This is a genomic window from Saccharopolyspora antimicrobica (assembly GCF_003635025.1).
GTDB classification, from domain to species: domain Bacteria; phylum Actinomycetota; class Actinomycetes; order Mycobacteriales; family Pseudonocardiaceae; genus Saccharopolyspora; species Saccharopolyspora antimicrobica.
The window spans coordinates 5,900,516-5,926,994 of record NZ_RBXX01000002.1 but is presented as its reverse complement, the minus strand read 5'-3'; the positions used below and the strand labels follow the sequence as shown (position 1 = coordinate 5,926,994).

The following is a 26,479-nucleotide window of genomic DNA, read 5'->3' as shown; positions in this document are numbered from 1 at the left end:
ACGTACGACGACGGCAGCAAGCAGGTTCACCACCCATCCGGCTTAGCCGCGGTCAGTTCCCCCGCCCGACGCAGAGCACCGCGCTGACCGCGCGCACGAAGCACCGACCTGCTGGTAGTAGCGATTGGCCGCAGACCGGTGCATGAAGACCGCTGCGCACAGCGGCGGGATCGCGGCCAGTAGCGCTGGGGCGTGCTCCGTGGCCGACGTGAGGATCGCGGCCAGGACAGCGAAGATGCTCAGGACTGTCAGCCAGGTTCGGCCCTCCTCCTGCCGCGGCGAGCTTCGACGACAAGCCGAAGGTGCAAGCCGAGGAGCCCCAGGAAGAGGGCAGTTCCCACGACTTCACCGGTTTCCCCACCCCGTATCGAAACCTCCCCGCCAGTTCACGGTGGCGAGCACGTCCGGCAGGTTCCCACCACGCAGCATCCACCCCGACGGGGCCGTTCGAGCAGAACAGCATGCTGTCGATCCCGTTGCCGCGCATGGTTTTCCGCAGGTGGTCCAGGTGCGCCTGGTCGTTGCCGTAGCTGCCGTACTCGTTCTCCACCTGGAACGCGATCACCGGGCCACCGCGGGTCGCCCGCAGTGGGGCGAGCCGCGGCAGCAGGACCCCGAACCACTCGTCGACCAGGTCGCGGTAGGCAGGCTCGTTGCAACGCACCGGCAGATCCGGGTCGGCCAGCAGCCAGGCCGGCAGGCCACCGAAGTCCCACTCCGCGCAGATGTACGGGCCCGGCCGAACGGTGCCCTTGAGCCCCACCTCGGCGGCGGTCTCGACGAACCGAACGAGGTCGCGCCAGCCGGAGAAGTCGACCGTGCCGCGCCGGGGTTCGTGGAAGTTCCACGCGACGTAGGTGTCCGCGGTGTTCAGGCCAAGCGCGCGCATCCGGGCGAGCCGGTCCCGCCAATGGTCGGGGCGATCGAGCCGAGAAATCCCCGTCGGTTAACGCTTCCCATCGCCGCCCCTTTTATCGATACTGCGCGAAACTTCCTTGATACTTGCAGCTTCGATCACTCCTCGGCCAGGGCCACTACCGAATCGGACCAGTCGCTCCCGAGTTCCCGTCCGTGCGGGGTTTGCTGCGTCGTAGACCGAGGATCGCGGCGATCGGGATTGCTGCCGCCAACCCGGTGAGCAAGACCGCAGCGAGGGCACCGAGGAGCGCCGGCTCGTTTCCGAAGGCGATACCGACGGCGGCCAGCGCCGGCCCCGCGTTGCGCACTGCCGCGACGCTTCCCATCGTGGTGCGGCGCATCACCGGCCCGGTGGACAGCAGCGTGCCGACGGCGAAGGCAGCAATGGCGAGGGTGAACCCGGCGAGGAGGGTCAGCGAACCGAGCAGCGTGACGACGTCGCGCCAGTTGCCCAGCAGCATGCCCGCCAGCACGATCAGGAAAGTCACGTTCGAGACCTTGACGGTGGTGGGGTGCCAGGACCGCGCCACTGCCGGTGTGCATCGACGCAGCAGCAGGCCGATGCCGAACGGAACGAGCTGCAGGATCGCCACGGTCCGCACCAGCGCGCCGACGTCGAGGGAGGACGCGCCCGGGCCGACCTCGGCGACGGTGAGGATGCCGTTGGCGGTCGGGCCGAAGGTCAGGCTGCCTGCGGAGGCGAGCAGGACCTGCATGGCCGCACCCGCAACCACATCCCCGCCCTGCACCATGGCCAGCTTCGCTCCGAACGGCCCGCCGGGCGACGAGGCGACCAGGATCAACGCGATGAACGCCGCGGTGGGCAGGCCGAGCAGCGCACCGATGCCCCAGCCCAGCAGCGGTAGGACCACCAGGTTGCCGAGCAGCGCCAGCAGGAGCAGCGGAACGTCGGCGAAGACGTCCCGCAGCGCCGAGGTGGTGGTCCCCAGACCGGCGGCGAACATCGTGGCGGCGATGAAGATCACCGTGACGGCGTTGAACAGCAGGTGCAAGGTGCCCATCGGGCATTCCACCTCCGGGGGGTGCCGGAACGCGCCACCGCGGTTCAGTCCTGGAGATCGCCCAGCCAGCGCAAGGCGCGGAGTCCGGGCAGGAAGCAGTACTCGCCCCCGCGCGTGACCACGAACCGCGGCAACGGCGGCAGACGCCGACGCACGGGCCGACGGGGGATGATGAAATCGGTGCGGCCTTCGTTGGCTCCGGCTATCGGATCCTTGGTGCTGCCCGAGCCGAAGAAGACGCCGTCGTTCAACCACTCGGACTGGACGAACTCGAACTGCCGCCCGAGGTGGGCGCCGATGAAGGCGAACACGAGTCCGCGGTCCGCACGGTCATCGTCCAGGACGCCGTCGGCGAGCGGTGGACCGTAGACGGCGCCGCGCCTGATCATGCGGTGGAGCCGCACTTCCCCTGCCACCGACGCGTCGCGGGGGTTGGCTCGGCGGATGTGGCAGCCGCCCGGGGTGGTGAACCCCGCCGGGTCGTCGCGCTCGTAGAGGAAGGCGTTGCGGCGATCCGGGTCGGCGCCGAGCGCGGTGTCGTCGTGCTGCGGGCTGAGCGCCAGTGGCGCGCCGCTGCGCCAGCGCCCCATGATCTTGGCTGCCAGCAGTTCCTCGTCCTCGCGGTTGGTGGCGTTGTCCTTGAGGTAGCGCCGGAACGCGGCGACCCGTTGGTGGAGCTTGCGGAAGACCGCGTAGCTGCCGTTGCGCCCCAACACCTCTGGCTGCGGGGTCTGCACCCCGCCCAGCTCGTCGGGGTACCCGAGGACGAACTCACCAGCTTTCAGCGGCTTTTCCAGCTGGTTCGACCCGGCGGTGCCGCTGCCCTCGACAGCGGGGTGGCTGACGCCGTCCCGGTAGCCGAAATGCTCGGTCTCGGTGGGCAAGGCGTAGCAGTCCTGCCTCCAGATCGCGGTGATGCCGGGCAGGCCGTGGTACGCCGTGCGGGCCTGATCGACGGCCGCCTCCAGCTTCTCGGCGTCCGGTGCCACAGCCGCGAAAACCACGTGGACGTCGGCTGTCCCCAGGGGCGCCTCCCAATTCTCGGGTCTGCTCTCCCCCACGTCGCCGAGCGCTTTGGCCCGGGCAGCCATTCCCTGCCGGAACTCCCAGGCGAAGGTGCCCAGCGATTCGTGCGGAACACCGAGTGCCTCGAGGCCGTGGTAGGTGACCGCGACGCTCACCCAGGTCTCCCCCAGGGGACTGGGCGAGCCCGCCGCGGAGGTGGCCACGGCGCTCGCGCGCCGCATCAGCTGCCTCCCGTGCGCACGGTCATCGATGCGGAAAACGAGGTAGGTCGCCGCGTAGGGGGTAGGTCTGGCGCTGAGAACCCCGCGCTGAATGTCAGCGAGTTCCAGTGCGTGCCCGCTCATGGTCCCGTCTCCTCGCAACGCTACTTCGAGACGACGTTCTTCCAGAAGTTCCGCAGGCTTTCGTCACCGCCGAACAACGAGCTGAAGATCGTGGAGTCCGCCAGTAGCACATCACCGGCCCGATCATCGCCCGGGGGCATCCACAGGAAACTGTTGAACTCCGCGTTGCCGTCCTCGGTGAACGGGTGCGGCCTGGAAGTGTCGATCGGCTGCCGCGCCAGGACGCGGATGGCATCCGGATCGTCCGTCGTCAGGGCGTAGTGCGGCAGGTGCTGGTGGAAGTTGAAGGTGGTCACACCTTCCAGCCACCCCCTGGTGTCCAGATCCCTGGCCGCGGACAGCGGGGCGATCTTGTTCGGTTCCCGCACTGCAGGACGCAACCCGTAGCGATTCTCGACCGGCACCCCCAAACCTCGCATCAGGCCCCGCACGTACCTGGCGAACCGCTGTTGGCGCGGAACCAGGGGATCTCCGTGGTGGCGGTGCTCCACTTCCCGCACGGTCAGGTCATCCGAGGCTCCCACGTCGTGGTGAGGCCCCAGCACCAGGCACGTTCCCTCCCGCTGGAGAAACTGCCGCAGCGCGGAGATCTCTTCCGGCTCGGCGTCCTGTCCGGTGATCATGTGGTCCAAGCCGAAGACGAACAACGTGTCGGTGTCCGCCAGCACCCGATCATCCAGCAACGTCCGGAAACCGGCTTGATCGATGCGTTGGTACACCGGCACAGCATGCCCGGTGATCTCCTCCGCGTACGACTGGAACGGCACCCAGGCCAAGAAGAACAACTCCAGAGAACCCGCGATGCCCTGCTGGAACTGCAGCGGGTCGGACCACCTCGGTTCCTCGTAGGCGGGCCAGGCAACCCGCCGGACCTCGGTCATCGTGGAGAACCGGTTGTCCAGCTCAGCCGGATTCCTGCCGGCCTCGGCCGGGTAGCTCCACGAGACGTAGATGCTCACCCGTCTCCTCCCCCGGGTGTAGGGGCGGGGCACGTGGTTCTGGTTGTAAGTGCGGGCCGTCGTGGACTCGCTCATCGCGGTCTCCGATCCGCAGCGGGACGGGTAGGCAACAGCCTGCTCTCACTGCAACTGATCGAGCATCTCCGACAATGCGCCCTTGATCCGAAGAGCCTTCTTGACCTCATCAGCCGTGACGTACGGGTACTCTCCGTACTCGATGAAACTCGGGCAATGGTGCTCTCGCACGAACCTGACGAACGCCTCCGGATTGGTGCGCCAGTCCTCCGGGAATCCCTCGAGATTCTCGAAAGCCGTGCTCACCCCGGCCTTGCTGAACAGCGCAATGGCATCTTCGGTGTACTTGTCGAAATCGGTGTCGAAGATCCCCTGGTACATGAAACGCGTGTCGTCGTCGAAAAGCACCCAGCGCAGGTAGTGCAACTTCAGCGGCGCGAGAAGATGCGGATCCTCCTCCAACGCCTTGGCCAAGGTGTAGCCGTACTCACGGATCGCCCCGGCCCGGCCCGGCTTCACGTTCGCGATGATGGTGAACCCGTAACACGCAGGAGTCCTCGGATAAACGGGACCGTACTTCCCCTGCTCCAAATGGCCGGTCTCCCTGGGGATGACAACCGCCTGAGGCTTGATCTCCATACCGCCCCTCCGCCGCCCAGAATGAAAGGAACTGCCGTCACCATCCTCCCACGCAGTTCCGCCCTCATTCCACCGAACAAGCAGGCCAGACCTGATCTGGATGCCCCTCCGCTTGGGCCCGCAGTTCACATCTGCCTCTCCGGACCCTCGAGCCACGGACGAGCGCAGCCGCTACGCGCACCAGCGCAGCGGTGAAACGCGATGGGCGCACCGCAGCGGTAGAACGCCAGCTTGCCGGTGTGCCGGCGGCGGATCAGCAACCAGCGATGCCCGGTCTGTTCAGGGACGTGGATGTCGATTCGGGCCCAGTCGTAATGGCGGTGACCTTTCGCGCCTCCACCGGCCGAGAAGCGTTGCCGCCCGCTTGGTTTACGGCAAGGGCGTGAGCCCACATTACGCTCGCCGCGATGGTGATCGGCGCGTCGCAGGCCACGGCGGGCACGTAGCCCACTTCGCGGGTTTCCAGCTCGTCGCGTAGTCCCGGGTCTGCGCCATACTCTCCGGAAAGTCCGTCGTCGAGCCCAAGAACAACACCAGAAAAAGATCGCGCGCGAGATACGACCACAATGATCCAGGGGTTTCTCGGTTTCTCTGGTTAGCGTGTCTTGTGGATTGCCTGGGGGTCAAGGGGTCGTAGGTTCGAATCAAGGGTCTGCCCAGGGTTCGGTTGTCACCGGGGTTGAGTGGTGATCAGACCCGCAACTCAAACGAGCCAGCAGGACAATGGATCGCTCGCACCATCGCACTGATCCTGCAAAACCCGCGATACACCGGCCGGCAGGTCTGGAACCGCCACACCACTAAAGGCCACTGCGGCGAGGGACGCCCCAGCGGCCGCGGCTCCGGGCGCGTTCGCCGGAGCTCGGTGCAGGACTGGGAGGTATCCGAACACCTGTCCCATACAGCGTTAGTCGACGAGGCCACGTTCATCGCTGTCCAAGGGATACGGGCCGCGCGGACAGCCAAGGACGGCCAGCGGCGTAGGTATGTGTTGGCCGGGTTGGTGGTGTGCGGTGAGTGCGGCCGCCGGATGGACGTGCACTGGGTCCACGGCCGTGCCGGTCATCGCTGCCGCCATGGCTATAGAGCTGGCATACCGCGGCCGAGCCAGGCCCCCGTACCGTCTACGTCCGCGAGGACCACCTACTCGAGGCCTTACCCGGACTACTCAGCCAGCAAGGCCGGCAAACACCAGAGGACAATGTGGACCACGAGGTTGGTGAACAGCTCCGCCGAGCGGGGCTGGAGATCGTGTGCGGCCACGCAGGTTGGGAGCTCAGGCCGACACCGCACCATGCTGCTCAAGACCTGATGGTCCTATCCGGCCAAGCATCACTAGCGCTCGACATGAACTCCACTGCCGATCACCAAGAAGACGGTGTCACCGCCGACAGCGAGAAGCGCCAGTCGTAGAGACACTGAAACCCCGTGGGGTAAAAGAGTGTCCGAGACTTGAACCCCCAAGGTGGTGCGATTTCCCTTGTTTGGGGAAATCACCCCGGAATCATAGCAGGCTCCCCTGCTCCCTCACTCTGAGTCTGCGCCACCATTTCAACGACATCGGCCGGCGAGGTTGGCCGGCGTGTCGGACGGTGCCTCGACACCGCCGCGGGACCGCGACCGCCCGGGGATGCGGCTGTTCGGGTGGTCCTGGCCGACTCCAGCGTCATCAGGGTGGCACCCCGGCGTTCCAGAACCGCTTGATCAGCGGGCTGGAATGCGAGGTGCACGATGGCAACCGGGACAGCAAGACGAAACAACGCAGCGCCGGCCGAGCGGGGCCGACGCAGACGACCAGCGTCGGGCAGCACCGACCACGGGCCGCTGGTGCGGTTCGCCTTCTACGGCCGGATGTCAACTACCGAAGACCAGGACCGTGTGACCTCGCGGGGCTGGCAGCTGGACGTCGCCGAAGAGACCATCGGCGGGCACGGGACGATCGTGGCCGAGTACTTCGACCAAGGCTGCTCACGCCGGTGGTCCTGGACCAAACGCCCCCGCGCCGCGGCCCTGCTGGCCGCCGCACAGCGACCGGATCGTGGCTTTGACGCCGTGGTCATCGGCGAGTATGAGCGCGCCTTCTACGGCGACCAGTTCCAGACAGTACTGGCCGCCCTGGCCGAGGTGGGCGTACGAGTGTGGTTACCGGAGGCCGGCGGACCGGTGGATCTCGAGGAACCGGCGCATCAGGCGTTGATGCTGTTGCTGGGGTCGCAGTCCCGACAGGAAGTGCTGCGAGCACGCTATCGGGTCCTGGCGGCGATGCGCACCCAGGTCCGCACCCAGGGCCGGTTCCTCGGTGGTCGACCGCCGTACGGGTACCGGCTCGTGGATGCCGGACCACACCCCAACCCTGTGCACGCCCACTGGGGCCGCCGGCTCCACCGACTGGAACCCGACCCGACCACAGCCCGGTGGGTGCGGTAGATCTTCCAGCAGCGCGCCACCGGACGCAGCATCGCCGGCATCACACGCGAACTCAACCAGCGCGGAATACCGTGCCCGTCCGGTGCCGACCCCGTACGCAACCCGCACCGCTCGGGGCCGGAGTGGATCACGCGAACGGTCGGGAAATCCTGGAGAACCCCGCGCTACACCGGGCGGCAGGTCTGGAACCGGCACACCACCTCCCGCAGCCACCGCACTGCCCGCCGCGCCGGCGGCACCGGAGGCCGGGTGGATGAGCGGGAGTGGGCGGTGTCGAAGACACCCGCACATCCCGCACTGGTCGACGAGGCGACATTCCGAGCCGTGCAGGGCATGCGCACCGCCCGCAAGACCCAAGACGGAGACACCCGCACCTACCTGCTGGCCGGGCTGATCAGGTGCGGGCTATGCGACCGGCGGTTCGACTCGCACTGGGTCCACAACCGGCCCGGCTACCGATGCCGCCACGGCCACACCAGCGCACGAACCCAAACGCCGATCCCGAAGAGCACCTACGTCAGAGAAGACCACCTACTCGACGGACTCCGAGTCCGGCTGAACGATGCCACCGGCGACAACACGTCCTTGGCCGACTATCTCCGCACGAAGGGCCTGGTGATCGTCTACCGCGGCCCGGACTGGAGCGTCGAAGAAGCGCAGAGCCGATCAGTCGCAGAGGGCTCAGCGTCGCGTGTGTGCTGACAAGGGCCTCGCAGGGATGGCCTTGTGTTCTGGTCGTTGAGTTGTCCGTACATCTGGTCGCTCGGGTGGGCTAGAATCCTTGAGCTCAGCTTGTTTCGCGACTGGAACGTCCAACTGGGGAGAAGGCGTGCATGAGACTGGCGACGAGGAGAACGAGACATCAGGCAAAATTCAGAATGAGTTAAGCGGAGAGATTACGTCTGCAGCCCAGATCGGCAATAATTACGGTAACATCATCCAAGTCACCCCTCCGCCGTCGACCGATCCAGCCAAACAGAGCAGCAATAACGAGCAAGTGGAGCAAAAGACCAGTGGCCGCCCGTTCATTCCTGCTCTTATTGCGATGGGCCTGATATGGTTTTTGATCTCCCAGTGCGGGAACGGTCAGGACATTCCGGAGGAGAGCGATCCTTGGCCGCAGGGAGTTCACGCCGACGTCCTGTTTGATGCGGCAAGGGAGTCCATTCAAGCATGCTCAATGGCTGTAGTTCTCGCTCCGGTCAACTGCCCGCAGGCTCACCACGATGTGTCAAGCGCGCAGAATGTCAGGTGGGTTCTTCGTGGCGACCCCATGGACGGTGCGCGCATCGCTTATCGCGATGAGATCTTTTATGTCTATGGCCGTGCGGTGATGACGGTCTCCTACCGGCAGCAGTGGGGCGAGCCGAGGTTTTCCGTGAAGATCGTCCCCTTTCTCGCCAAGTTGTCGGCCGACGGCGCCCGTCTGGTGGAGCTGGAGGGCCTTGATGGAGAACCGCCGGAGCCGGTAGCCAAGCGAAATCACGAAGTTTCCGATGAGACAGTTGCGTCCGCCATGCGCAGCGCGTTCGCTGAGTGTGCGGCGACGCCTGAGCCAGCGATGCCGCCGACGTGCCCCGACGTGGGACCAGTCCCTGCACCAAGCGATACACCCGTCCATTGGTCTTTCGATGGGGATCCCGCTCTCAATACGAGGCGGGCTTTTGATCAAGATTCCGGCTTGATCGAAGTCGTAGGCAGCTACGCCGCTACGGCTCAATATTCTGACCCGATATTTGGCGCCTCCTCGACGACACACGACGGAAACTACCGGGCCAGCTTGGTGATCGAATCTGGAGCGCTGAAGGTATTGCAAATCGAAAAATGTCTCACCGACTGCAGTGATTGATCCACATCTTGGCCTGCTCTGGCGCCACGGTGGACCTCGTCTGCGCACTACTCCATGTTGCGGAACATGATCAACCCCGACGTTGACCACCTGCGCACGACCATGGAGCCCGTGAAGGCCGCTGAAGCGCGATTCTGGGGACACATGGCCAAACTCGGCGTCCCCGACGGCCAGGCCTGGGACGCCATTCGCGTCGTGCTCGCCGATATCCAGGGCGGCGTCGGCCACACCGACCCGTGGGCGGTCGCCGCGACGTCCCGTCGACCGCCGACGGTATCGGACCTGCGGAAGGTGGTGGGGTTCTGAACTGCCACTGGGATCCAACTCGGTGCACTGAGTTCGAGCTGGGGATCGAGCGGCAAGAGCTGACTCCTCGTTAAGACCTGAGCTCAGGTTCACGGCAGTGGCGGTAACCGGCATACTGCCTGAAGCAGTTGAGGTTGATCGCTGGTCGGCGATGTGGATGGGGCCATGTCGTTCAGCGCTGGTAGGGGGTCTGGTGGGGCAGGCGGAGCGGCGGGCGTCGTTCAACTCGTTAAGTGGAAGAGTCTTCGGTCTTTCGGTCCAGGCTGGCGAGATTTACGGTGACGTGTACTTCCACTCGGGCGCGCAGGACGGACGAGCGGGCACAGTCTGGGATTTCGTCAGTAGTAAACCGGGTGACGATCGAGAGACAGCTGACCGCCAGGCGGCTCGGAAACAGGTGGATTGGCCGGTTCTTGTGGGTGTCGTCCCGCAGCTGGCGAGCTCCTTCCAGCAGCGTGCTTTGAGTGAGGAGCTTGGGACCGAGCTGGAGCGTGAGTGCTCGCAAGACGACAAGCAGTCCGTGCCCGAAGAGGAACAAAGGCGCCGGCGGCATCATGTTCTGACCGGTTTGGGTGGGGCAGGGAAGACGCAGCTTGCTGCCCAGCTCGCTCAACGATTCATACGACAATGGCGGCAGGACCGCGATGGCCAGCCACTTGACCTGCTGGTGTGGATCACAGCCGACTCACGAGACGCGATTGTCAACAGCTACGCCCGAGTCGCCGACAAGCTCGGCCTGCCGGAGGAGGATGACTTCGACGGTGACACCACCGCCAACCGGTGTCAGCAGTTTCTGACATGGATGGAAACCACGTCCAGGCGATGGCTCATCATCCTGGATGATCTGCAAAGCCCTCGTGATCTCAACGGCCTCTGGCCGCCCGATGCTGGCCATACGATCGTTACGACCCGCCGACGTGGCGAACCTGCCTTCGACGGACGGCATGTCATCGAGGTCGGCTTGTTCGGCCGCCAAGAATCTCTCAACTACTTCCGGGCCAAGCTCGGTGATCGCTACCAGGCTGAGGACGCGACGAAACTCGCTGACGATCTCGGCCATCTGCCACTGGCCCTGGCGCAGGCGGCCGCGTACATCGCCACGCGCGGGATCACCTGTTCGGAGTACCGTCGGCGGCTAGCTGATAAAAGGCGACGGCTAGCCGACGTGTTCCCCGACGACGAGGGGCTGCCAGACGAACACAAGACAACGCTGGCAGCGACCTGGTCCCTTTCGATCCACGCGGCCAACCAGCTCCGGCCGGCAGGACTGGCACGCCCGTTGCTTGAGCTGGCTTCGCTCCTGGACGGAAACGGCATCCCCCTCGAGGTCTTCACGGCGCCACCAGTGCTGGACCACCTGAGCGCGATCACCTCGTACGAAGTGATCGACGCGGAGCAAGTTGAAGGCGCGCTCTCGAACTTGCACCGTCTCAGCCTGGCGACTCGCGACACCGCGAGTTGGTACAGGCGACTTCGTGTGCATGCCCTCGTGCAACGCACGACCCGCGATGACATTCCCCAGCATCAGCCTCTTGACGCACTGGCATGGTGCGCAGCCGAGGCGCTCATGCGCCGCTGGCCGGAAGACATCCCAATCCCCGGCCGCGAACTGGCAGATAACGCCAACAACCTTGAGCGCCACACCAGACGTGAACTCTTGCAAGGGCCGGAAGGAGCGCACACCCTCCTGTACCGCCTCGGCCGAAGCAAGGGCAGATCGGAAAGCCCTGGCTCCGCGGTTGTCTACTTTGAGAGGCTCCTTGACGAGTCCATCCGTGCCTTGGGCGATCAGCACACGGATACGTTGATCATTCGGTATGCCCTCGCAGGTTGGCGCCGCCGGGCAGGCGAAGCGTCAGCCGCTGTAGCGGAGTTGGAGGATGTGCTGGCCTTCGTGTTGGCACGGTTCGGCCACCAAGACCAACTCACGTTGATCATCCGGCACGAACTCGCACACTGTCGCCGCGCGGATGGTCATGTTTCTGGGGCGATTGCAGAGATGGAGGAGTTGCTGGCCGTGCACCTACAGGAGCTCGGCCCCAAGAACACCACGACCTTGATCACCCGTCGCTATCTTGCAGATTGGCGAGCAGAGGATGGTGACATACCCGCAGCGATCGCGGAGCTAGAGGAACTGCTGGCAGCCCAGCGTCACGCACTCGGCCCGGACCACACCGCGACGGTGAAGACCCAGGACGACCTCGAAGAATGGCGTGACAGGGGAAAACAACTGGCACAAGCGATCGGCGAACTGGATGAGATTGCGGTCGCGCGACTGAAGCTACTGACTCCGGACAACACCGCGGCGTTGACGCTTCGACGCAACCTCGCGCGTTGGCGGGACTGGGCCGGTGACCTTGCCGGAGCGATCACCCAACTGGAGAAGCTCTTGACAACCCAACGACAGGCATGCGGCGGTGAAAATCCTGCGACGTTGCTGACTCGGCGTCACCTCGCGAGCTGCCGCAGTCGAACCGGAGATCTCAGCGGGGCCATAAGGGAACTGGAGGCCGCGCTCGAGGCTCAGATACAGGTGCACGGGACAGACCACCGGTCCACGCTGGCTGTGCGGCATCACGTTGCGTTCACGCGCGCGGAGTCCGGAGACGTGCCAGAAGGAGCCATGCAGTTAGAGGAGGTGCTCGCCTCACAACTACAGACACTCGGCCCCAGGGATCCCGACACGTTGGCCACCCGCCACAGCCTCATCTTCCTACGCGGGCTCACGGGTGACGCGGACGTAGCGATCACCGAGCTGGAAGAGCTGCTGACGGAGAGGATCGCGGTTCTGGGGCCGGCGAGTCCCGTCACGTTGACGACGCGGCACAGCCTCGCGTTCTTCCGCGGCCAAACTGGCGATGTGACCGGTGCGGTCAGCGAGTTGGAGACGGTACTAGCCGCCCAACGAGAGATTCGTGGCGACCGGCACCCCGACACACTCGCCACCCAGCAAGACCTCGAGTACTGGCGCGACCTCAATTGAACCGGTTCGTGCTTAAAGATTATCCCGCGATCCCGGCAATGCGGGGTAGCCGATCACGGGCTGACGAGCGAGATCGAGATCGGGCGTGGTCGACAAAACGAGGTGCCCAGCTGGACAGAAAACGGCGCCAGTGCCATGTCTTAGCCCCTCCCAAGATCATCAAAACGAACATGCACACTTATAAAACACCAGGTCGCGAAGTGTGCTCTCCACGCACGTGGAGGCGGTCCGTGATCTGGCCGGCCGCCTGATCGGCTGGCCCCGTGCTCTCCACGCATGTGGAGGTGGTCCGACGCTGCGCGACTACCTCAAGCACCTCGAACCGTGCTCTCCACGCACGTGGAGGTGATCCGACCGAGGCGGAGTACTAGATCAGGATGCGATGGCGGTCTCCATTCAGGTGGAGGTGATCGGGGACAGGCGAGGTGGTATCGACGTTCGTAAGGCTCTCCGACGCTGTTGGTCATCGGCCAGTTGATCGATATCAATCGCAACGTGCTGTTTCGAGCTGCGTCACCCTCGATACCGACAACACACGCCTTGGATCCCCGCGGCCGACGGACACACCTCAGCACCGCGAACCGTCGCGCGGGCATATCCACGGGACTCTGGCCAGCTCCATGGCACCATGATCCTTTCCAGCCACGATCACGTCTTGGCCACTAGCCTCGCTACTCGGCGCCAACGGCCCGAAGCAGAATGGATAAAGACCGGCAGGATGCCCTGTGAACCTGCCAAAGCAATCATGACCCCATACGATCCAGCGACGCCGCCGCTCGCCTACAACTCCCGATCAAGGAGAATCGCCATTTGGCGCTCTCACTCGGGAGTTGCCTCGTGCACGCAAGTGTCGCCTGCCATCCTACCGACTCGCACTACTTGCGCCGATATACCGGGACGACTTCGACCTGGAATCCAAGGGATTCCAGGCCCTCCGCAAAGCCCTTTCCATCCCGGAGAGGCACGTAGACCCGCCACCAACTATAGTTATCAGGCGAGTAGATCTGCTGATCGGACAAACACTCCAGAAAACGCCAATCCAGAACCTCGATCTCCTTCCGGAAGCCGGCCATCTCAGGCATGTCCGCCAGCTGATCGTCAGCAAGAAACTGAGTAATCGCATCACGCCACGTACAGATCGTTGAAGTACTCGTCCTCGCACCAGTTGTAGCCGTACTCACAATCATCAACAAGACATCCCCAGCTGTGAATAAGCGCCTCCGAAGACGACTTTCGCCAGCTCGTCTGCACCGCCTTCACCCGAGCTTCGAACAAATCAGAAGTCGACATGGCCAGGAACTACCCCATACCTGATCTCAGACATACCTCAGCCATCCGGAGACATGCTTGATCGAATTTGCACCTCAGAATCGCTTGGTGACAGCGGTTCACCACGACCGCTGTCACCAAGCGAACCGCCTTACTTACGCGGATACTTCCGGACGACTTCTATCCGAACTCCATACTTTCGAAGTATGTCCGCCGCCAGATCTTCCCCTCCTATGCGTGGTGGATACACGCGCCACCACGGATACTTGTCAGCCGGGAGGATCGGCTGATCCGACAGGCACTCCCGAAATCTCTGATCCAAAGCCTCGACCTTCTCCCGGAACGCAGCCATCTCGGGCATGCCCGCCAACTGCTCATCAGAAAGAACTCGAGAAATAGCACTGCGGACATAAATATCATTGTCATACTCTTCAATGCAGTCCATGTAGCCGGACTCGCATTCGTCGACATGATCCTCCCAGCCGAGAATGAGCGACTCCGAGGACATCTTGCTCCAACTTACCTGAACCTCTTTTACTCGCTCCTCAAAAGAATTAGGCCCTAGCATGGATTCAACACCTTTACCACATTTTTATCCCACTGATCGAGCGGGTCACGCGGACGGAAGAAGGTCTTAATTTTACCGTCGCGCTCCTTCACTCCGAAATATCCTGTCTCCTTCTCCCAGAAATATTCAAAACCGGCCGCATCCAGCCCCCTGCAGACGCCAGCCTTCCCCGGTTTTTGACTCAAAAATCTCTGGGCTGCGGCCTCGTACTCCTTCGAGCTTCTAAATTCAGGCATGTCCGGCTCCACCCCACGCTTCTTCCATACTTTGTTCTTATTGTAGTGGTACCCGCGGACATGCTTAAAGTAGTGCGACATCATATGGTGGCGGCTTCTCCACCATGCAGATTTGCTGAAGTTAGCGTAGATGAGGTTGTAAGTCAGGAAACTCCGTATACCCGCATAAGAGAGCTTGCCTGCGGCCAGAATTTGTCCGCCGGGGATAGGGAGGAACATGATCGTCAACCCCAAGCCGTCGGATGCGGCTTGGAGGAGGGGCGTGAGGACCTCGATGGCCAGCAGCAACATGTCTCGCTGCATGTAGTCGTCGAAGCCCGGGCTTGATGCCTCATTCAGGCATCGTTGCTCCGCGGGACTACCTTCCATGTAGGTGTACTTGCAGATCAGACCGTTCTGGTAGGTCTGCTTGATCTGCGCATCGGTCAACTGCGGACGGTTGTTGCGCAGCTGTTCAGCTTCCTTGCGGAAGGCTTCCAACGAGATGTCGATGGCTTCCAAGGCTTCCTGAGCAGCCGCCTCCGCGTCCTTTCCTGCCTGGTATGCCCAGGCACGCGCCTGGTTGGCCGCGTAGTAGGCGGATGCGGCGAAGTCGCGCGCGTCCAGGGCCGACCGTCGAGCGCTTGCCGCATACGACGCTGCCCGGTCCGCGCTGTGCTGCGCGGAATCAGCTGCCGCCAGCGCCGATTGGGCGGCTTTGGCTGCGCGGTCGGCGGAGGCCTTCGCGTCGTTGGCCGCGCGTTGAGCCTGAGCCGCGAAACCTGCTGCCTGCTCAGCTGATGCGCTGGCCTGCCTGGCGTACCCAGCGGCCTCCTCGGCCACGTTGCGGGCTGTTGCCGCGGCTTCTGCTGCCTTGAACGCGTGCTCCTGGGCCCGGGCAGCCGCCTCCATCCCCCGTCGCACGAGGCGTTCCATTTCCGCCGCGTGCACCGCAGCCTTGTGGTCCTCTTCGGCTGCGGTGTACTGGCCGTATTCGAGGAACATCTGCACTGCTGCCGGCGGGCCGTGCAGGGCGGCTTCGGCCGCCGCCTGAACGCGTGGGCCACCACCGTCCTTGATCTGCGCCGTCCGGAGCCGCTGATCCTTCAAGCGGGCGGTGAACTGGCCCTCGTCCAAAAATCTCCGGACGTCTTCCGGAGTGCCGTCCAGAGCGGTGTTGGCCGCTGCACGCACGGCAGGACCACCGGCGTCGAGGACCTGTGCCGTGCGGATCCGGTCGTGGGTCACACGCCCCGGGTAGTTGCGGGTGCGCAGGAATTCCTGGACCTCGGCGTCAGTTCCCTTCAGGACCTGCTCGGCAGCGGCGCGTATTTCAGCGGTCTCACCGAGCTCGGCGATCCGTTCAACTCGTGTGCGGTCGTCCTGCACCGCCGCCTCGCCTCGGCCGTGGTGCAGCCAGGCTCGCAGGTCCTCGTCGGTTCCGGACAGGGCGTCCGCAGCGGCATTGCTGCTCCAGACGCCACCGTGTTCCATAATGTTGATGGCGGCCTTGCGCCCGCTGTTGATCACTGTGCCCGGATCGGCGCCCTCAGCCGTGGCGGCATCCAGCAGCGCCTGCGTCTGGTCGTCGATGCGTGTTTGCTCGGCCGCGTCCCAGGCTTGCTTGTCCTCGTTGTCCTGCCAGGCTCGATGGGCTTCCTTGGCCATCTCGACGGCGTGCTCCTGGTTGCGAGCGACGCGGTCGGCTTCGGCCTGGCGTGCCAGGTCAACGACAGTTCGAGCCTGGTTCGCGGCATCCATTGCGACATTCGCGGCCTCGATCGCCGCATTCGCGTGGTCGGTGGCCTGTCGAGCCGCGTCTGCCGCCTCACCGGCGTGTTCGGCCGCGTCATCGGCTGCGGCGGCCGCGGCGTTGGCGTGCTTCGCCGCCGAGGCAGCGGCGACAGCAGCCTCATCTGCCGCTTGAGCGGACCGGTTGGCCAACGACACTGCGGCGTTCGCAGCTGTGCGGGCGCGGTTGGCCTGCGCCTGCGCGGCCTCCCCGGCGGCTTGGGCGCGGCGTGCTTCGGCATCAGCGACGCTGGCATGCTTGCCGGCCTGAGCCGCCGCACGGCCCGCTGCTGCGGCATTGTCCGCTGCGTTGGCCGCAGAAACGGCGGCGTTGCCCGCCTCACGAGCTGCGGTTCCGGCGAACCGCGCTGCCTCGGCGGCACGGGTCGCGCCTGCTGCTGCCTCGCGTGCCTGGGTAGCGGCTTGACGGGCCGCTGAAGCCTGGCTTGCGTTCATGCTCGCGGCGGAGGCCGCCGAGTACGCGCGAGAAGCGGCCTGGCCCGCCAGGCTGGATGCGGCCGCAGCGCGGGATGCTGCCTGCGCCGCCACCGCAGCAGCTGCAGAAGCCGCGTCGGCTGCGGAAATGGCCGTGCGCGCGGCGGCAGCGGCCTCATTAGCCATCTGGGCCGCACGCGCGGCAGCAGCAGTGGCTTTTGCCGCATCCGACTGAGCAGCCTCGGTTTCCCGAGCCGCCCGCTCGGCTGCCTTCTTGGCCTCCGCTGCAGCGCTCAGCGCGCGCTTGGTCGCTTCTTGAGCAGCTGCGGTTTCCTGCTGCGCGAGCTCGCTGGCAGTCTCCGCACGTTCGACCAACTCAGTGACGGTGGCTTCTTCTTCGTCACGTGCCTGTGCCACTTCCCAGCCGTTGGCCAGGAAGGCGCGCAGCGCGGTGACCGTATCCGCCTGCAGCGCGGCTTCGGCGGCGTCCTGGACGTGCGGGCCACCCTGGTCCTTGATCCGTGCGATCCGGATCCGCAGATCCTTGATGTAGCTCTCCTGCCAGCCCTCCTCCAGGAAGGCTGTCAACGCCTCAGGTGTGTCAGCCTGCAGTGCTTTCTCAGCGGCCGCCTGCATCGCGAGACCGCCGGCGTCTTTCAGCTGAGCGGTGCGGATCCGCATGTCGGTGTGGACGGTGCCGCGCCAGCCCTCCGACAGGAACTCCTCCAGCACGCCGATGCTGCCGTCGTCGAGCGCGGCATTGGCCGCATGCTGGGTGCTGGGCCCGCCACCGCTGATCGCTTGGACAGTGCGCAGCCGCAGGTCCCGTTCATACGCAGCATGCTGCCCAGAGTCCAAAAAGGACCGTATGTCCTCATCCGATCCCATCAATGCCGCCTCAGCAGCGGCCTTGGTGGCGGGAGCACCAGCGAGGTAGAGCTCCACGACACGGGCGCGTTCTGACAGCTCAATCTCTAGATCGGGCTCATCTTCTTCGGCCGCCGCAACAGGAGCAGCACCTAACAGGCTCATGCCGACCGACAGCACAAGGCCGAGGGACAAGAACCGTCTACCTCGGGCCCGATGCTCACCCACCGGACCAGTCCTTCTTATGAAAACCACGCGCTTTCTCCAGATACAGTCAACGAACACGCAGGCAGAAGACCAGATCGCTACACACGCACGAACTATCCAATAAGGACATATGCCAAGCCTCCAGAATCGGACGGCGTCGTGCTTCCGCTGGACACGCGTCAGCAACGCCGGCCGTCCGAGCTCCGCGGGCCGCCCGTCCTCAGCCGCCCACCGATCAGACGTCGTCTAACACAAGGAGGTCGACCTCCGCGCAGATGCTCCGCTCGATGCGACAAATGCGGCCATAACCGAAGGGCCCCCAGAGAAACGGTTTCCAGCAACAGCCACGAACAACAAAGGAAGCTAGCAAAACGGACAACACCCAAACCAGGCAAGATGGAGTGATCCGCACCACTAACCACGAATTGTTACTCAAAGTAATCAGGATCACAGTCACAATTCATGCATCCTCCACACAGTTTCCAATCATTCAACGAAAGTCGTATAAGTGATCCACATCACTCAAGTAGCGCTAGTCCCTAGATGTCTGATTTGCTAATATTCTCCCGACCTGGGGAGATCATTGTATGGAGAAGCATGAAGCACTGGGTGAAGTTCATCGCGCTGTTTTCGCTCACCTCGGCAATAGCCACGTCAGCCGGATCTGCTTCCGCGCTGAACAGCGAAGAGGCGGACGCGAATAACACGGAGCCCGCACCGGCACCCGCAGTCGAGGAGTACAACTACCCCGGCGCTGACCAGATTTTCGCAGAACGCGGAATCAGATTAATCAAAGGCGACGGCCATATCGTGCTCGCTGACTGCAAGAGCAGCGACCCCATGATCAAGGTCGAAAGCGTCACCCTCCCCACCTCATGCTTCCGAGTCATCGGAGCACAAGGGTGGCTCACCGTAGAGATTCCTCGTGTCTACCTGATTCGAGGCGGTGAACACAACGTGAGCGCCCGAATCACGGTCAACGGAAAGACCGAGGCCGTAGACATTCCGCCCGGCGGACACAAGCCCGTCGGTGAAGGCAGTGCTCCGCCCGGCGATAGCCCCGCGACGCTCGTCGAATTGCAGGCATCGTGATTCGGTTCATGCAAGGAGAACACATGATTCGCCCGTTCCGTTCACGGCTGTTGACGGCCGTGGCGGTGACCGTGACCGGTGCCGCGTTGATGTCGGCCCCGGCGCATGCCATTTCCAGTGGTGCCACTGCCGATGCCAGTGCGCAGCCGTATTTGGCCAAAATCCGTATCGGAACCCACGATGCGGCGTGTTCCGGGGCGTTGGTGGCGCCGCAGTGGGTCGTGACCTCGGCGGCCTGTTTCGCCCCTACACCCAGCAAGCCGGAGAAGCTCGAGCCCGGTGCACCGCACACGGCGACCACCGCGACCGTCGGGACGCACGAGCGGGCTGTTGACCGGATCGTGCCGCGGGAGGACCGCGACCTCGTCCTCGCTCACCTCGACAAGCCCGTCACCGGGGTCACGCCCGTGACGGTGGCGTCGGCAGCTCCGAGCAAGGGGCAGGTCCTGCAGGTGTCGGGCTTCGGGCGCACCGCTGATCAGTGGGTTCCCGCCCAGGCGCACACCGGTGAGTTCACTGTGGACTCCGTTGGCTCCGGGACCCTGAACCTCCAGGGCAGCGGCGAGGCCAACATCTGCAAGGGAGACGCCGGCGGACCCGTACTGCGCGGCGGTGAGCTCGTCGCAGTCGCCAGCGGCTCCTACCAGGCCGGATGCATCGGCGAAACCTCGACGCAGGCGGGTGCGACCGCAGCCCGGGCCGATGACCTGTATGACTGGATGGCCAGCCAGGTCGTCGCACTGCAGGCCACCCCGGCCAGCAAGAACGCGATCAACCTGTCCTGGACCGCCATGACAGGCAAGTACCGCGTCTACGGCTCCCAGGACGCCAGCGTCGCCATCGACGCCCGCAACCTGCTCGGCGAGACCTCCCAGAACCGCTTCACCCACACCTCGCTGCCCGCCGGGCAGACCTGGCACTACCGGGTCACGGTCCTCGACGCCGAGGGCACCCAGGTCGCGGTGTCCAACACGGTCAAGGCCACCAGCCGGAATGCGACCGTCACCGACTTCAACGGCGACGGCAAAGACGACATCGCCACCTTCAAAGGCACCACCACCTCCGTGGCCGTCTCCGACGGCGAGCAGTTCGGTGCCGCCTCGCAGTGGAGCAGCAACCTCGCCGGTAACGGCGCGATCCCGCTGACCGGCGACTTCAACGGCGACGGCATCAGCGACGTCGTCACCTTCAACAACGGGCCCGTCCACGTCGCTCTCTCCGACGGCAACAAGTTCGGCCCCACCCAGCGCTGGCACGATCACTTCGGCCTGTCCGACCAGAAGGTCGCCGTGGGCGATGTCAACGGGGACGGCAAGGACGACATCATCGCCTTCTCAGGCCGCACCTACGGTGATGTGTTCATCTCCCTGTCAGGCGGCAGTCAGTTCCAGCCCGCGCAGAAGTGGCACAACCGCTTCGCCCTCGGCACCGAGAAACCCGCTGTCGGTGACTTCAACGGTGACGGCAAAGCCGACATCATCACCTTCACCGACCACGGCGCCGTCTATGTCTCGCTCTCCGACGGGACCCGCTTCGTCCAGGACGGCTGGAAGTGGCACAACCTCTTCTCCCCCGCTGGTGAAATCCCCGCCGTCGGGGACTTCAACGGCGACGGCAAGGACGACATCGTGACGTTCTTCCGCGGCAACACCGGCTACGTCTACGTGTCGCTGTCCACCGGCGAGAGCTTCGTCGAGAACAACGACCGGTGGAACGACTACTTTTCCATCCACGACGAATGGCCCGGTGTCGGCGACTTCAACGGCGACGGCAAAGCCGACGTCGTGACCTTCACCCGCGGCGGCCGCGCCCAGGTCTACGTCGCCCGCTCCGACGGCACCGCCTTCGAAAACGGCACCGAATGGCACGGCAACTTCGCCGGCGGCCTGGAAGTACCACTGCCCTCCGCACACCGCTGACCAGACCGGTAACCACCTCGGGGTGGGAAGGCGACGCCTTCCCACCCCGAACTTCTTACCGGCCCTGGCCAGTGAGTGACCGAAACCTGCCCGGAGGGCCGAAACGAGAACAGCCCGCAGCTTCCACGAACCCTGCGCAAGTTCCACGCTTGCCCAGCTCAAGTGCGACCGTACGATCGCGCCCGCCGCCTGGCCCGCGCTCCTCCCCGCTAGCACCCCGCGCGGCTATGCTCGACTGGCTTGGCGACTCCGGTTCCCACACTCGTGCTCGCAGCCGTCTACGCGCGGCTCCGCTACGTTCGAGTCCCGGCAGCCCGCTCCATCGCGCTGGGCTGCTCGGATCGGTCCACAACCCGCCGAGCTCGGCGACCGAACCCCAGAAGCGGCACCGCGTCGCCTGAATCAACGCGCCCCGGCACCCATCGCCGGGTGCCGGGCACTGTCATCGCATATCCGCGATCAGTCCCGCGCTTGCCTTCTCTCCACGAGCAGGATGATCGTGGCGCCCACGGCGGCACCCCACATGGCCACGGGAGCGGCCCACGATAGAAATCCCGACATGGCTTGCACAGCCAACCAGGCACCCGCGATCAAAGCTCCAACGACCGTCGCCCACGCCACGATTCGCCACCAAAGTACGCCCATCACGTCCCTTTTGGCCAGGCCCACCGATGTCCCATTTGCGTTATTCTAACAGTCCTAGTCAGGGCAACGACTTTCGTTTCGACCTTCGACTGGTGCCCTGGTCAACGGCTGGGCACATGTTGATCCAGAAGCCGAAGCAGCGCCTCGTACCTCGTTCGGCAGTGCCCGTCGGAGCCCCGAGCCAGCATTGGCCCCAGCGTTTGCCACTTCTTCGCCTTGGTGTCGTTCGCGTCGAATGAGTATTCTCCGTTGGACGTGTGCCCGCCTTCAGCGTCCGCTCCGCAGTGATTGCAGGACTGGCATTGCGGCGATCTGCTGCGCGCTGAGGTCGTCCCAGTGGAGCCCGGCCGGCCGCCGCGGTGGCGAGCAGGTGATCACCTCGTCGGGGGTGACGATCAGGTCGACGCTGAAGTCGTGGCGGGTCTCCGAGATCTCGGTATCGACGACCTGGAGGGAATGCACGGTGGTGACGATCGTGGTGCCGGCGCCGATCAGCCCAGCTTGCGCCAAGGGGGCGACCTCGATGTCGGAGTAGCCAGCGCCCTTGCCCAGCCGGACCCCGCCGCGGTTGACCGCGACGCTGCCGCAGATGATTAAGTCGACCGGCCGCAGCTCGTCCAGGCCGATGTTGCGTGCTATGGATGCGGCGACGCGGCTGGACGCCGCTTCCTCTGGAGCGACAGTCAGCTCGGCGGGGTCCAGGAGGTAGAAGGGCTGTGGCTGTGCGAGTTTCGGCACGGCCATGTAGACGAGCTTGCCTTCGCGCAAGGCGCGTGCACGGGCCGGGAGCTGGGCTTTGTCCGGTACGGCCTTGACCACGGCGGCGTCCTGCCAGACCTGCAGCTCCGCGAGCCGGTCGGCCGCAGCGTCGGCACCGATGAAGTTGGGGATCCGGCCGTGCGCGCTGCCGGCTTCGGCGATGGCACCATGGCGGTCCAGCAGGTCCCACACCTGGTTCCGGATGGTGTCCTTACACGCGTCCACGTCGGTCCTGGTCATCGTGTCGCTCCTCGGCACGCCGTGGTCATCAACGATGAGCACCTGATCGTAGACATTCTGCACGGCGGGGCCTGTGCTAGCGCCGGAACGGGCGCCGTCCGTCGCGTGGCTCCATGTTGTTGAAGGATCGAAACCATGCCTGCGGCCGGTAGTCGCCGATGCCGAAGTGTCGGTTGGTCTCGGTCTCCGGATCTTCGATGCCGTCGAGCTCCACGTCGAACAGGGACAGGATGTCCAGGTCCTGGAAGAACATCTCGTACAAGGCGTCCCATTCGAAGTCGTCCGGGTACTCGGGGACGTCCTTCAGCGGACCGTCGAAACCGGCCCAACCGTCGTCGACAGCCGCCTGCGCGTAGCGCAAGGTCAGGTGCAGCGCCATCTCCTCAGCGGGGCAACGAGGCAGCGGCCAGTCACCAGCCTCGAGATCAGCCGCGAGATCGTCGAATGCGCGTGCAGCCTGTCGGCGCCAGACGGCATCCTGCCGCCAGGTGACGCGCGGGTACTCGGCGAAGAGACTCCAAGCGGACTCGTTCTCGACCGGTTCGTCACCATGCTCGATCACATCGTCGTAGGCTTGATCAGCGAGCATCTGACTCATGGACGACAAGACCGCGGCCATCCGGGGCGTCAGCTCGTACCCGGCGCACCTGTCACACGAATCAAGACGACAGCCGCACACCTGGAAAAGCGAGCCGAAATCCGGATACCAGGCCGACTCTGGATTATCGAGGTCGTCAACGCCGTACGTCGTCAGGCCGCACTGAATCCCCGGAACTTCGAACGAGATCATCCGTTCTGGATCTGCAAGCCAGGAGACCGCTTCGATGAGGTCGCCGCGGACAGCCTCCTGCTCCTCAGCGACAATCTCCGCAACGGCTGCCTCGTCTCCAGCGAACGAGGTCTGCGCGATGTCCTCCAGCGCCGCTCGCTCAACCGCGGCCACATCGGTGACCTCGAAGATCACTTCCGCCGTGACCTTCACCCGCCGTACCGGCTTCTCATCCCCAGACATGCGGCCGATCTTAGCCACGGCGTGGGTCACCTCCACCTGAGCGGAGAACGCCCGTTGGCGTTCGCACGATCAGCGCCGGGGCCCACGCCGGTGTTGTGGGGTGATCGGTATCTCTGGTGGGCGTGCGGTGAGGTTGGCCTGGCCTGGTTGGGTGCCGGTCATGGGGCTGCGGCGTGGTGGTAGCCGGCTTCGATGCGGAGAGGGCCAGGATGAGTGAGTTGAGCAGTGCGGGTTTTGCCGACGCGGTAGCGGCACGCCGTCGGGGTTCACCGCGAGCCGTTCCAGGACCGGTTGGTGGTGTGCGGTTCGTGTTCTACGGGCGGGTGTCGACTCGCGGATTCCAGGACCCGCAGACCTCGCGCGCGTGGCAGCGCGCGGTGTCGGACGAGCTGGTCGAGGGCGCCGGTGAGATCGTGGCCGACTTTTTCGACGAAGGCTGCTCCCGGCGGTGGTCGTGGTGGGACCGGCCGCAAGCTTCCGCCCTGCTGACCGCGGCGGAGCGCCCGAACCGTGCGTTCGATGCGGTGGTAGTCGGCGAATACGAACGAGCCTTCTACGGTGACCAGTTCCAGGAAATCGTGACCCGGCTCAACGCACTCGGGGTGCAGGTCTGGTTACCCGAGGCCGGTGGACCGGTGGAACTGGGCAGCCCGGTCCACCAGGCACTGATCGTGCTGCTCGGTGCACAAGCACAGCGTGAGGTCGTACGCGCCCGGCATCGCGTGAAGGCCGCGATGGCAGCCCAAACCCGGCTGGAAGGCCGTTTCCTCGGCGGCCGCCCACCCTACGGATACCGCCTCGCCGACGCCGGCCCACACCCCAACACCACCCACGCACAGTGGGGGCGGCGCGTGCACGTGCTGGAGCCCGACCCCGAAACCGCACCGTGGGTGCGATGGATGTTCACCGAACGCGCACGCGGCCGGTCGGTCGCGTCGTTGGCACGGGAGCTCAACGACCGCAGTGTGCCCTGCCCCGCCGAGGCCGATCAGACCCGCAACTCACACGTGCCAGCAGGACAATGGATCGCTCGCACCATCGCACTGATCCTGGAGAATCCGCGATACACCGGCCGGCAGGTCTGGAACCGGCACACCACTAAAGGCCACGGCGGCGAGGGACGCCCCAGCGGCCGCGGCTCCGGGCGCGTTCGGCGGAGCTCGGTGCAGGACTGGGAGGTATCCGAACTCCTGTCCCATACAGCGTTAGTCGACGAGGCCACGTTCATCGCTGTCCAAGGGATACGGGCCGCGCGGACAGCCAAGGACGGCCAGCGGCGTAGGTATGTGTTGGCCGGGTTGGTGGTGTGCGGTGAGTGCGGCCGCCGGATGGACGCGCACTGGGTCCATGGCCGTGCCGGTCATCGCTGCCGCCATGGCTACCGAGCGGGCATACCGCGGTCGAGCCAGGCGCCCCGTACCGTCTACGTCCGCGAGGACCACCTACTCGACGCCCTACCCAAACTGCTGAACCAGCAAGGCTGGAAACCACTCGAGGACGATGTGACCTGCGACGTTGGTGAACAGCTCCATCGAGCAGGGTTGGAGATCGTGTGCAGCCACGCAGGCTGGAACTCAGGCCGACACCACACCGTACTGCTCAAGAACAAGTGGCCTTACCCGGCCAGACATCGCTAGCACTCGAGATGGACCACATGCTCGACCACCGAGAAAACGGGCTCACCGCCAGCAACGAGGAGCGCCAGTCGCAGAGTTACTGAAACCTCGTGGGGTAAAAGAGTGTCCGAGACTTGAACCCCCAAAGTGGTGCGATTTCCCGTGTTTGGGGAAATCACACCAGAACCATAGCAGGCTCCCCTGCTCCCCCACTCTGAGTCTGCGCCACCACGCCAACGACATCGGCCGCGAGGTTGGCCGGCGTGTCGGCACCCGCGCTCTCAGGAAACGCGACGAACCCGGGACCGTCTTGACCGGGCCAGTGCGGACGTACTCGACGAACTGTTCTCGCTCGGACGGACGTCGAGGTGGTCTGAGAGAAGTAGCGCGTTGGAGACGCTGATGGGAGGGGGACCGGCAGGGCGCCACAGGGCACGGTCGGGAGCTACGTCGTGCGGAACCGGCCCGGTTCCACTTCCGCGACCAGGCCCTTGCCGAGCAGGCGGTCCAGGTGGCGCACTGCCGTCCTGCGCTCGACCGGCTCCACGTGCGCGCCCTCGACGTGCGGGCGGTAGACCAGCCGGTGGGCGACGATGTCGGCCACGGTCCGCGGTTCGTCGAGGAGCGCCAGGAGCGTCTCGTCCCGCCTCGCCACCACACCGGCGTAGCCGTCGAGGCGCTTGCGGAACTCGTCGGCGCCCTCGATCACGCCCTTCTGGTGGGAGGTTCCGTACCAGCGGGCGTCGATCTCCCGGCATCGCCGCATGGAGCGCTCGAAGTCGGCGAGGCTGCTGCTGACGTCGCCGTAGTACGGGCCGAACGAGGTCAGGTCGACGTCCGCGATGAACAGGAAGCCGTCGGGCTCGACCAGGAAACCGCAGTGGCCCGCCGTGTGCCCGGGCAGGTGCACCGCGGTCACGGTGCGCCCGCCGAGGTCGAACACGGCACCGTCGGCGAAGCTCACCGCGTCCGGACGCCCGTGGACGTGGAAGTGCTCCCGCAGCTTCTCGTCCGCGCTGGCAGCGGCGTCGGCCGGGAGCCCGAACCCGGCGACCATGGCTTCGCGGGAGCGCAGGGCGGCGCTGTCCGCTTCGTGGACGTGGACAGGCACGTCGGCGTAGCTCCCGAGCCCGGCGATGTGGTCCTCGTGCGCGTGGCTGACCAGGACCGCGTCCGCGGGCGGCGCCGCTTCGACCAGCGACAGCGACGGGTCGACGACCAGCGCCGCGTCGGTGCCGCGCACCAGCAGCGAATTGCCGAACGGGTAGGTGCCCCGGTTGGCCCCGACCAGCACGGAGACCTCTCCGTACGTCGCTTCCGCGTACCCCGTGGCGACCAATTCGGTTCCCTCCCACG

Annotated in this window: 19 protein-coding genes and 1 pseudogene; 9 read left to right on the top strand and 11 right to left on the bottom strand. The window is 65.0% G+C overall.

All coding sequences use genetic code 11. From position 1 onward, the window contains the following. Positions 1-52: 52 nt before the first annotated feature. The 6 genes and pseudogenes from ATL45_RS39820 to ATL45_RS40375 form a co-directional block, all read right to left on the bottom strand. Positions 53-889 carry a beta-galactosidase gene (locus ATL45_RS39820; RefSeq protein WP_246025592.1) on the bottom strand — a complete coding sequence of 279 codons (837 nt, stop codon included), beginning with the start codon at positions 887-889 and terminating at the stop codon, positions 53-55. A gap of 145 nt (positions 890-1,034) precedes the next feature. After that, entirely contained in the window at positions 1,035-1,940 is a 906-nt protein-coding gene (locus ATL45_RS28265) for a bile acid:sodium symporter family protein (protein WP_093160786.1), read from the bottom strand. Between the two features lie 44 nt (positions 1,941-1,984). After that, complete coding sequence (locus ATL45_RS28260) at positions 1,985-3,310, bottom strand: Dyp-type peroxidase (RefSeq protein WP_093160784.1); 1,326 nt, start codon at positions 3,308-3,310, stop codon at positions 1,985-1,987. A 20-nt stretch (positions 3,311-3,330) separates the two neighbouring features. Further along, the gene (locus ATL45_RS28255) at positions 3,331-4,344 is read right to left on the bottom strand and encodes a hypothetical protein (RefSeq protein WP_093160781.1); all 1,014 of its coding nucleotides are present in this window, start codon (positions 4,342-4,344) and stop codon (positions 3,331-3,333) included. A gap of 45 nt (positions 4,345-4,389) precedes the next feature. Then, entirely contained in the window at positions 4,390-4,923 is a 534-nt protein-coding gene (locus tag ATL45_RS28250) for a hypothetical protein (protein WP_093160779.1), read from the bottom strand. A gap of 203 nt (positions 4,924-5,126) precedes the next feature. Then, a pseudogene (locus tag ATL45_RS40375) lies at positions 5,127-5,279 on the bottom strand (IS701 family transposase); the annotation flags it as partial. A gap of 311 nt (positions 5,280-5,590) precedes the next feature. Between ATL45_RS40375 and ATL45_RS40280 the strand changes: the two are divergent. The 6 genes from ATL45_RS40280 to ATL45_RS28230 all read left to right on the top strand — a co-directional run bounded on the left by ATL45_RS40280 (position 5,591) and on the right by ATL45_RS28230 (position 12,488). Continuing rightward, the gene (locus ATL45_RS40280; protein ID WP_369333631.1) at positions 5,591-6,235 is read left to right on the top strand and encodes a recombinase family protein; all 645 of its coding nucleotides are present in this window, start codon (positions 5,591-5,593) and stop codon (positions 6,233-6,235) included. 515 nt (positions 6,236-6,750) lie between these two features. Beyond that, entirely contained in the window at positions 6,751-7,350 is a 600-nt protein-coding gene (locus ATL45_RS39815; protein ID WP_246025591.1) for a recombinase family protein, read from the top strand. Then, positions 7,351-8,052 (top strand): recombinase family protein, encoded by a 702-nt coding sequence (locus ATL45_RS39810; protein ID WP_256258613.1) that lies wholly within the window; start codon positions 7,351-7,353, stop codon positions 8,050-8,052. A 127-nt stretch (positions 8,053-8,179) separates the two neighbouring features. Then, on the top strand, positions 8,180-9,199 hold the full coding sequence (locus ATL45_RS38560) for a hypothetical protein (RefSeq protein WP_143121802.1): 1,020 nt from the start codon (positions 8,180-8,182) through the stop codon (positions 9,197-9,199). A gap of 66 nt (positions 9,200-9,265) precedes the next feature. Further along, positions 9,266-9,505, top strand: a complete 240-nt coding sequence (locus ATL45_RS28235) for a hypothetical protein (protein ID WP_143121801.1) — start codon at positions 9,266-9,268, stop codon at positions 9,503-9,505. Positions 9,506-9,698: 193 nt separating this feature from the next. After that, positions 9,699-12,488 (top strand): tetratricopeptide repeat protein, encoded by a 2,790-nt coding sequence (locus ATL45_RS28230; RefSeq protein WP_170210371.1) that lies wholly within the window; start codon positions 9,699-9,701, stop codon positions 12,486-12,488. A 1,420-nt stretch (positions 12,489-13,908) separates the two neighbouring features. On the opposite strand, the gene ATL45_RS28220 is transcribed toward ATL45_RS28230, so the two are convergent. Next, positions 13,909-14,265: a hypothetical protein gene (locus tag ATL45_RS28220; protein ID WP_093160766.1), complete on the bottom strand. Its 357-nt coding sequence runs from the start codon at positions 14,263-14,265 to the stop codon at positions 13,909-13,911. A 53-nt stretch (positions 14,266-14,318) separates the two neighbouring features. Further along, positions 14,319-17,828, bottom strand: coding sequence for an ALF repeat-containing protein (locus tag ATL45_RS28215; protein WP_093160763.1), 3,510 nt, complete (start codon positions 17,826-17,828; stop codon positions 14,319-14,321). A 609-nt stretch (positions 17,829-18,437) separates the two neighbouring features. Here ATL45_RS28215 and ATL45_RS38555 point away from each other — a divergent pair. Both ATL45_RS38555 and ATL45_RS28210 read left to right on the top strand, forming a co-directional pair. Continuing rightward, positions 18,438-18,932, top strand: coding sequence for a hypothetical protein (locus tag ATL45_RS38555; RefSeq protein ID WP_143121799.1), 495 nt, complete (start codon positions 18,438-18,440; stop codon positions 18,930-18,932). Beyond that, positions 18,929-20,851 (top strand): FG-GAP-like repeat-containing protein, encoded by a 1,923-nt coding sequence (locus ATL45_RS28210; RefSeq protein ID WP_093160761.1) that lies wholly within the window; start codon positions 18,929-18,931, stop codon positions 20,849-20,851. The genes ATL45_RS38555 and ATL45_RS28210 overlap by 4 nt, the downstream gene beginning before the upstream one ends. Positions 20,852-21,763: 912 nt before the next feature. Here the strand turns inward: ATL45_RS28210 and ATL45_RS28200 are convergent. Together ATL45_RS28200 and ATL45_RS28195 are read right to left on the bottom strand one after the other, a co-directional pair. After that, on the bottom strand, positions 21,764-22,495 hold the full coding sequence (locus tag ATL45_RS28200; RefSeq protein WP_121505482.1) for a 5-formyltetrahydrofolate cyclo-ligase: 732 nt from the start codon (positions 22,493-22,495) through the stop codon (positions 21,764-21,766). A gap of 76 nt (positions 22,496-22,571) precedes the next feature. Then, positions 22,572-23,537 carry a hypothetical protein gene (locus tag ATL45_RS28195; RefSeq protein WP_143121579.1) on the bottom strand — a complete coding sequence of 322 codons (966 nt, stop codon included), beginning with the start codon at positions 23,535-23,537 and terminating at the stop codon, positions 22,572-22,574. Positions 23,538-23,806: 269 nt separating this feature from the next. Here ATL45_RS28195 and ATL45_RS28190 point away from each other — a divergent pair, with 269 nt between their 5' ends. After that, positions 23,807-25,144 (top strand): recombinase family protein, encoded by a 1,338-nt coding sequence (locus ATL45_RS28190; RefSeq protein WP_246025590.1) that lies wholly within the window; start codon positions 23,807-23,809, stop codon positions 25,142-25,144. 424 nt (positions 25,145-25,568) lie between these two features. Here ATL45_RS28190 and ATL45_RS28185 read toward each other — a convergent pair whose 3' ends face one another. Beyond that, entirely contained in the window at positions 25,569-26,462 is an 894-nt protein-coding gene (locus ATL45_RS28185; RefSeq protein ID WP_093148634.1) for an MBL fold metallo-hydrolase, read from the bottom strand. Positions 26,463-26,479: the final 17 nt, after the last annotated feature.

What these genes read in the sequence shown, in the direction of transcription:
- ATL45_RS28235 (WP_143121801.1), top strand. Translation starts at nt 9,266, where the DNA reads ATGATCAACCCCGACGTTGACCACCTGCGCACGACCATGGAGCCCGTG.
- ATL45_RS28220 (WP_093160766.1), bottom strand. Translation starts at nt 14,265, where the DNA reads ATGTCCTCGGAGTCGCTCATTCTCGGCTGGGAGGATCATGTCGACGAA.
- ATL45_RS38555 (WP_143121799.1), top strand. Translation starts at nt 18,438, where the DNA reads ATGAAGCACTGGGTGAAGTTCATCGCGCTGTTTTCGCTCACCTCGGCA.
- ATL45_RS28250 (WP_093160779.1), bottom strand. Translation starts at nt 4,923, where the DNA reads ATGGAGATCAAGCCTCAGGCGGTTGTCATCCCCAGGGAGACCGGCCAT.
- ATL45_RS39820 (WP_246025592.1), bottom strand. Translation starts at nt 889, where the DNA reads ATGCGCGCGCTTGGCCTGAACACCGCGGACACCTACGTCGCGTGGAAC.
- ATL45_RS28260 (WP_093160784.1), bottom strand. Translation starts at nt 3,310, where the DNA reads ATGAGCGGGCACGCACTGGAACTCGCTGACATTCAGCGCGGGGTTCTC.
- ATL45_RS28265 (WP_093160786.1), bottom strand. Translation starts at nt 1,940, where the DNA reads ATGGGCACCTTGCACCTGCTGTTCAACGCCGTCACGGTGATCTTCATC.
- ATL45_RS28255 (WP_093160781.1), bottom strand. Translation starts at nt 4,344, where the DNA reads ATGAGCGAGTCCACGACGGCCCGCACTTACAACCAGAACCACGTGCCC.
- ATL45_RS28200 (WP_121505482.1), bottom strand. Translation starts at nt 22,495, where the DNA reads ATGACCAGGACCGACGTGGACGCGTGTAAGGACACCATCCGGAACCAG.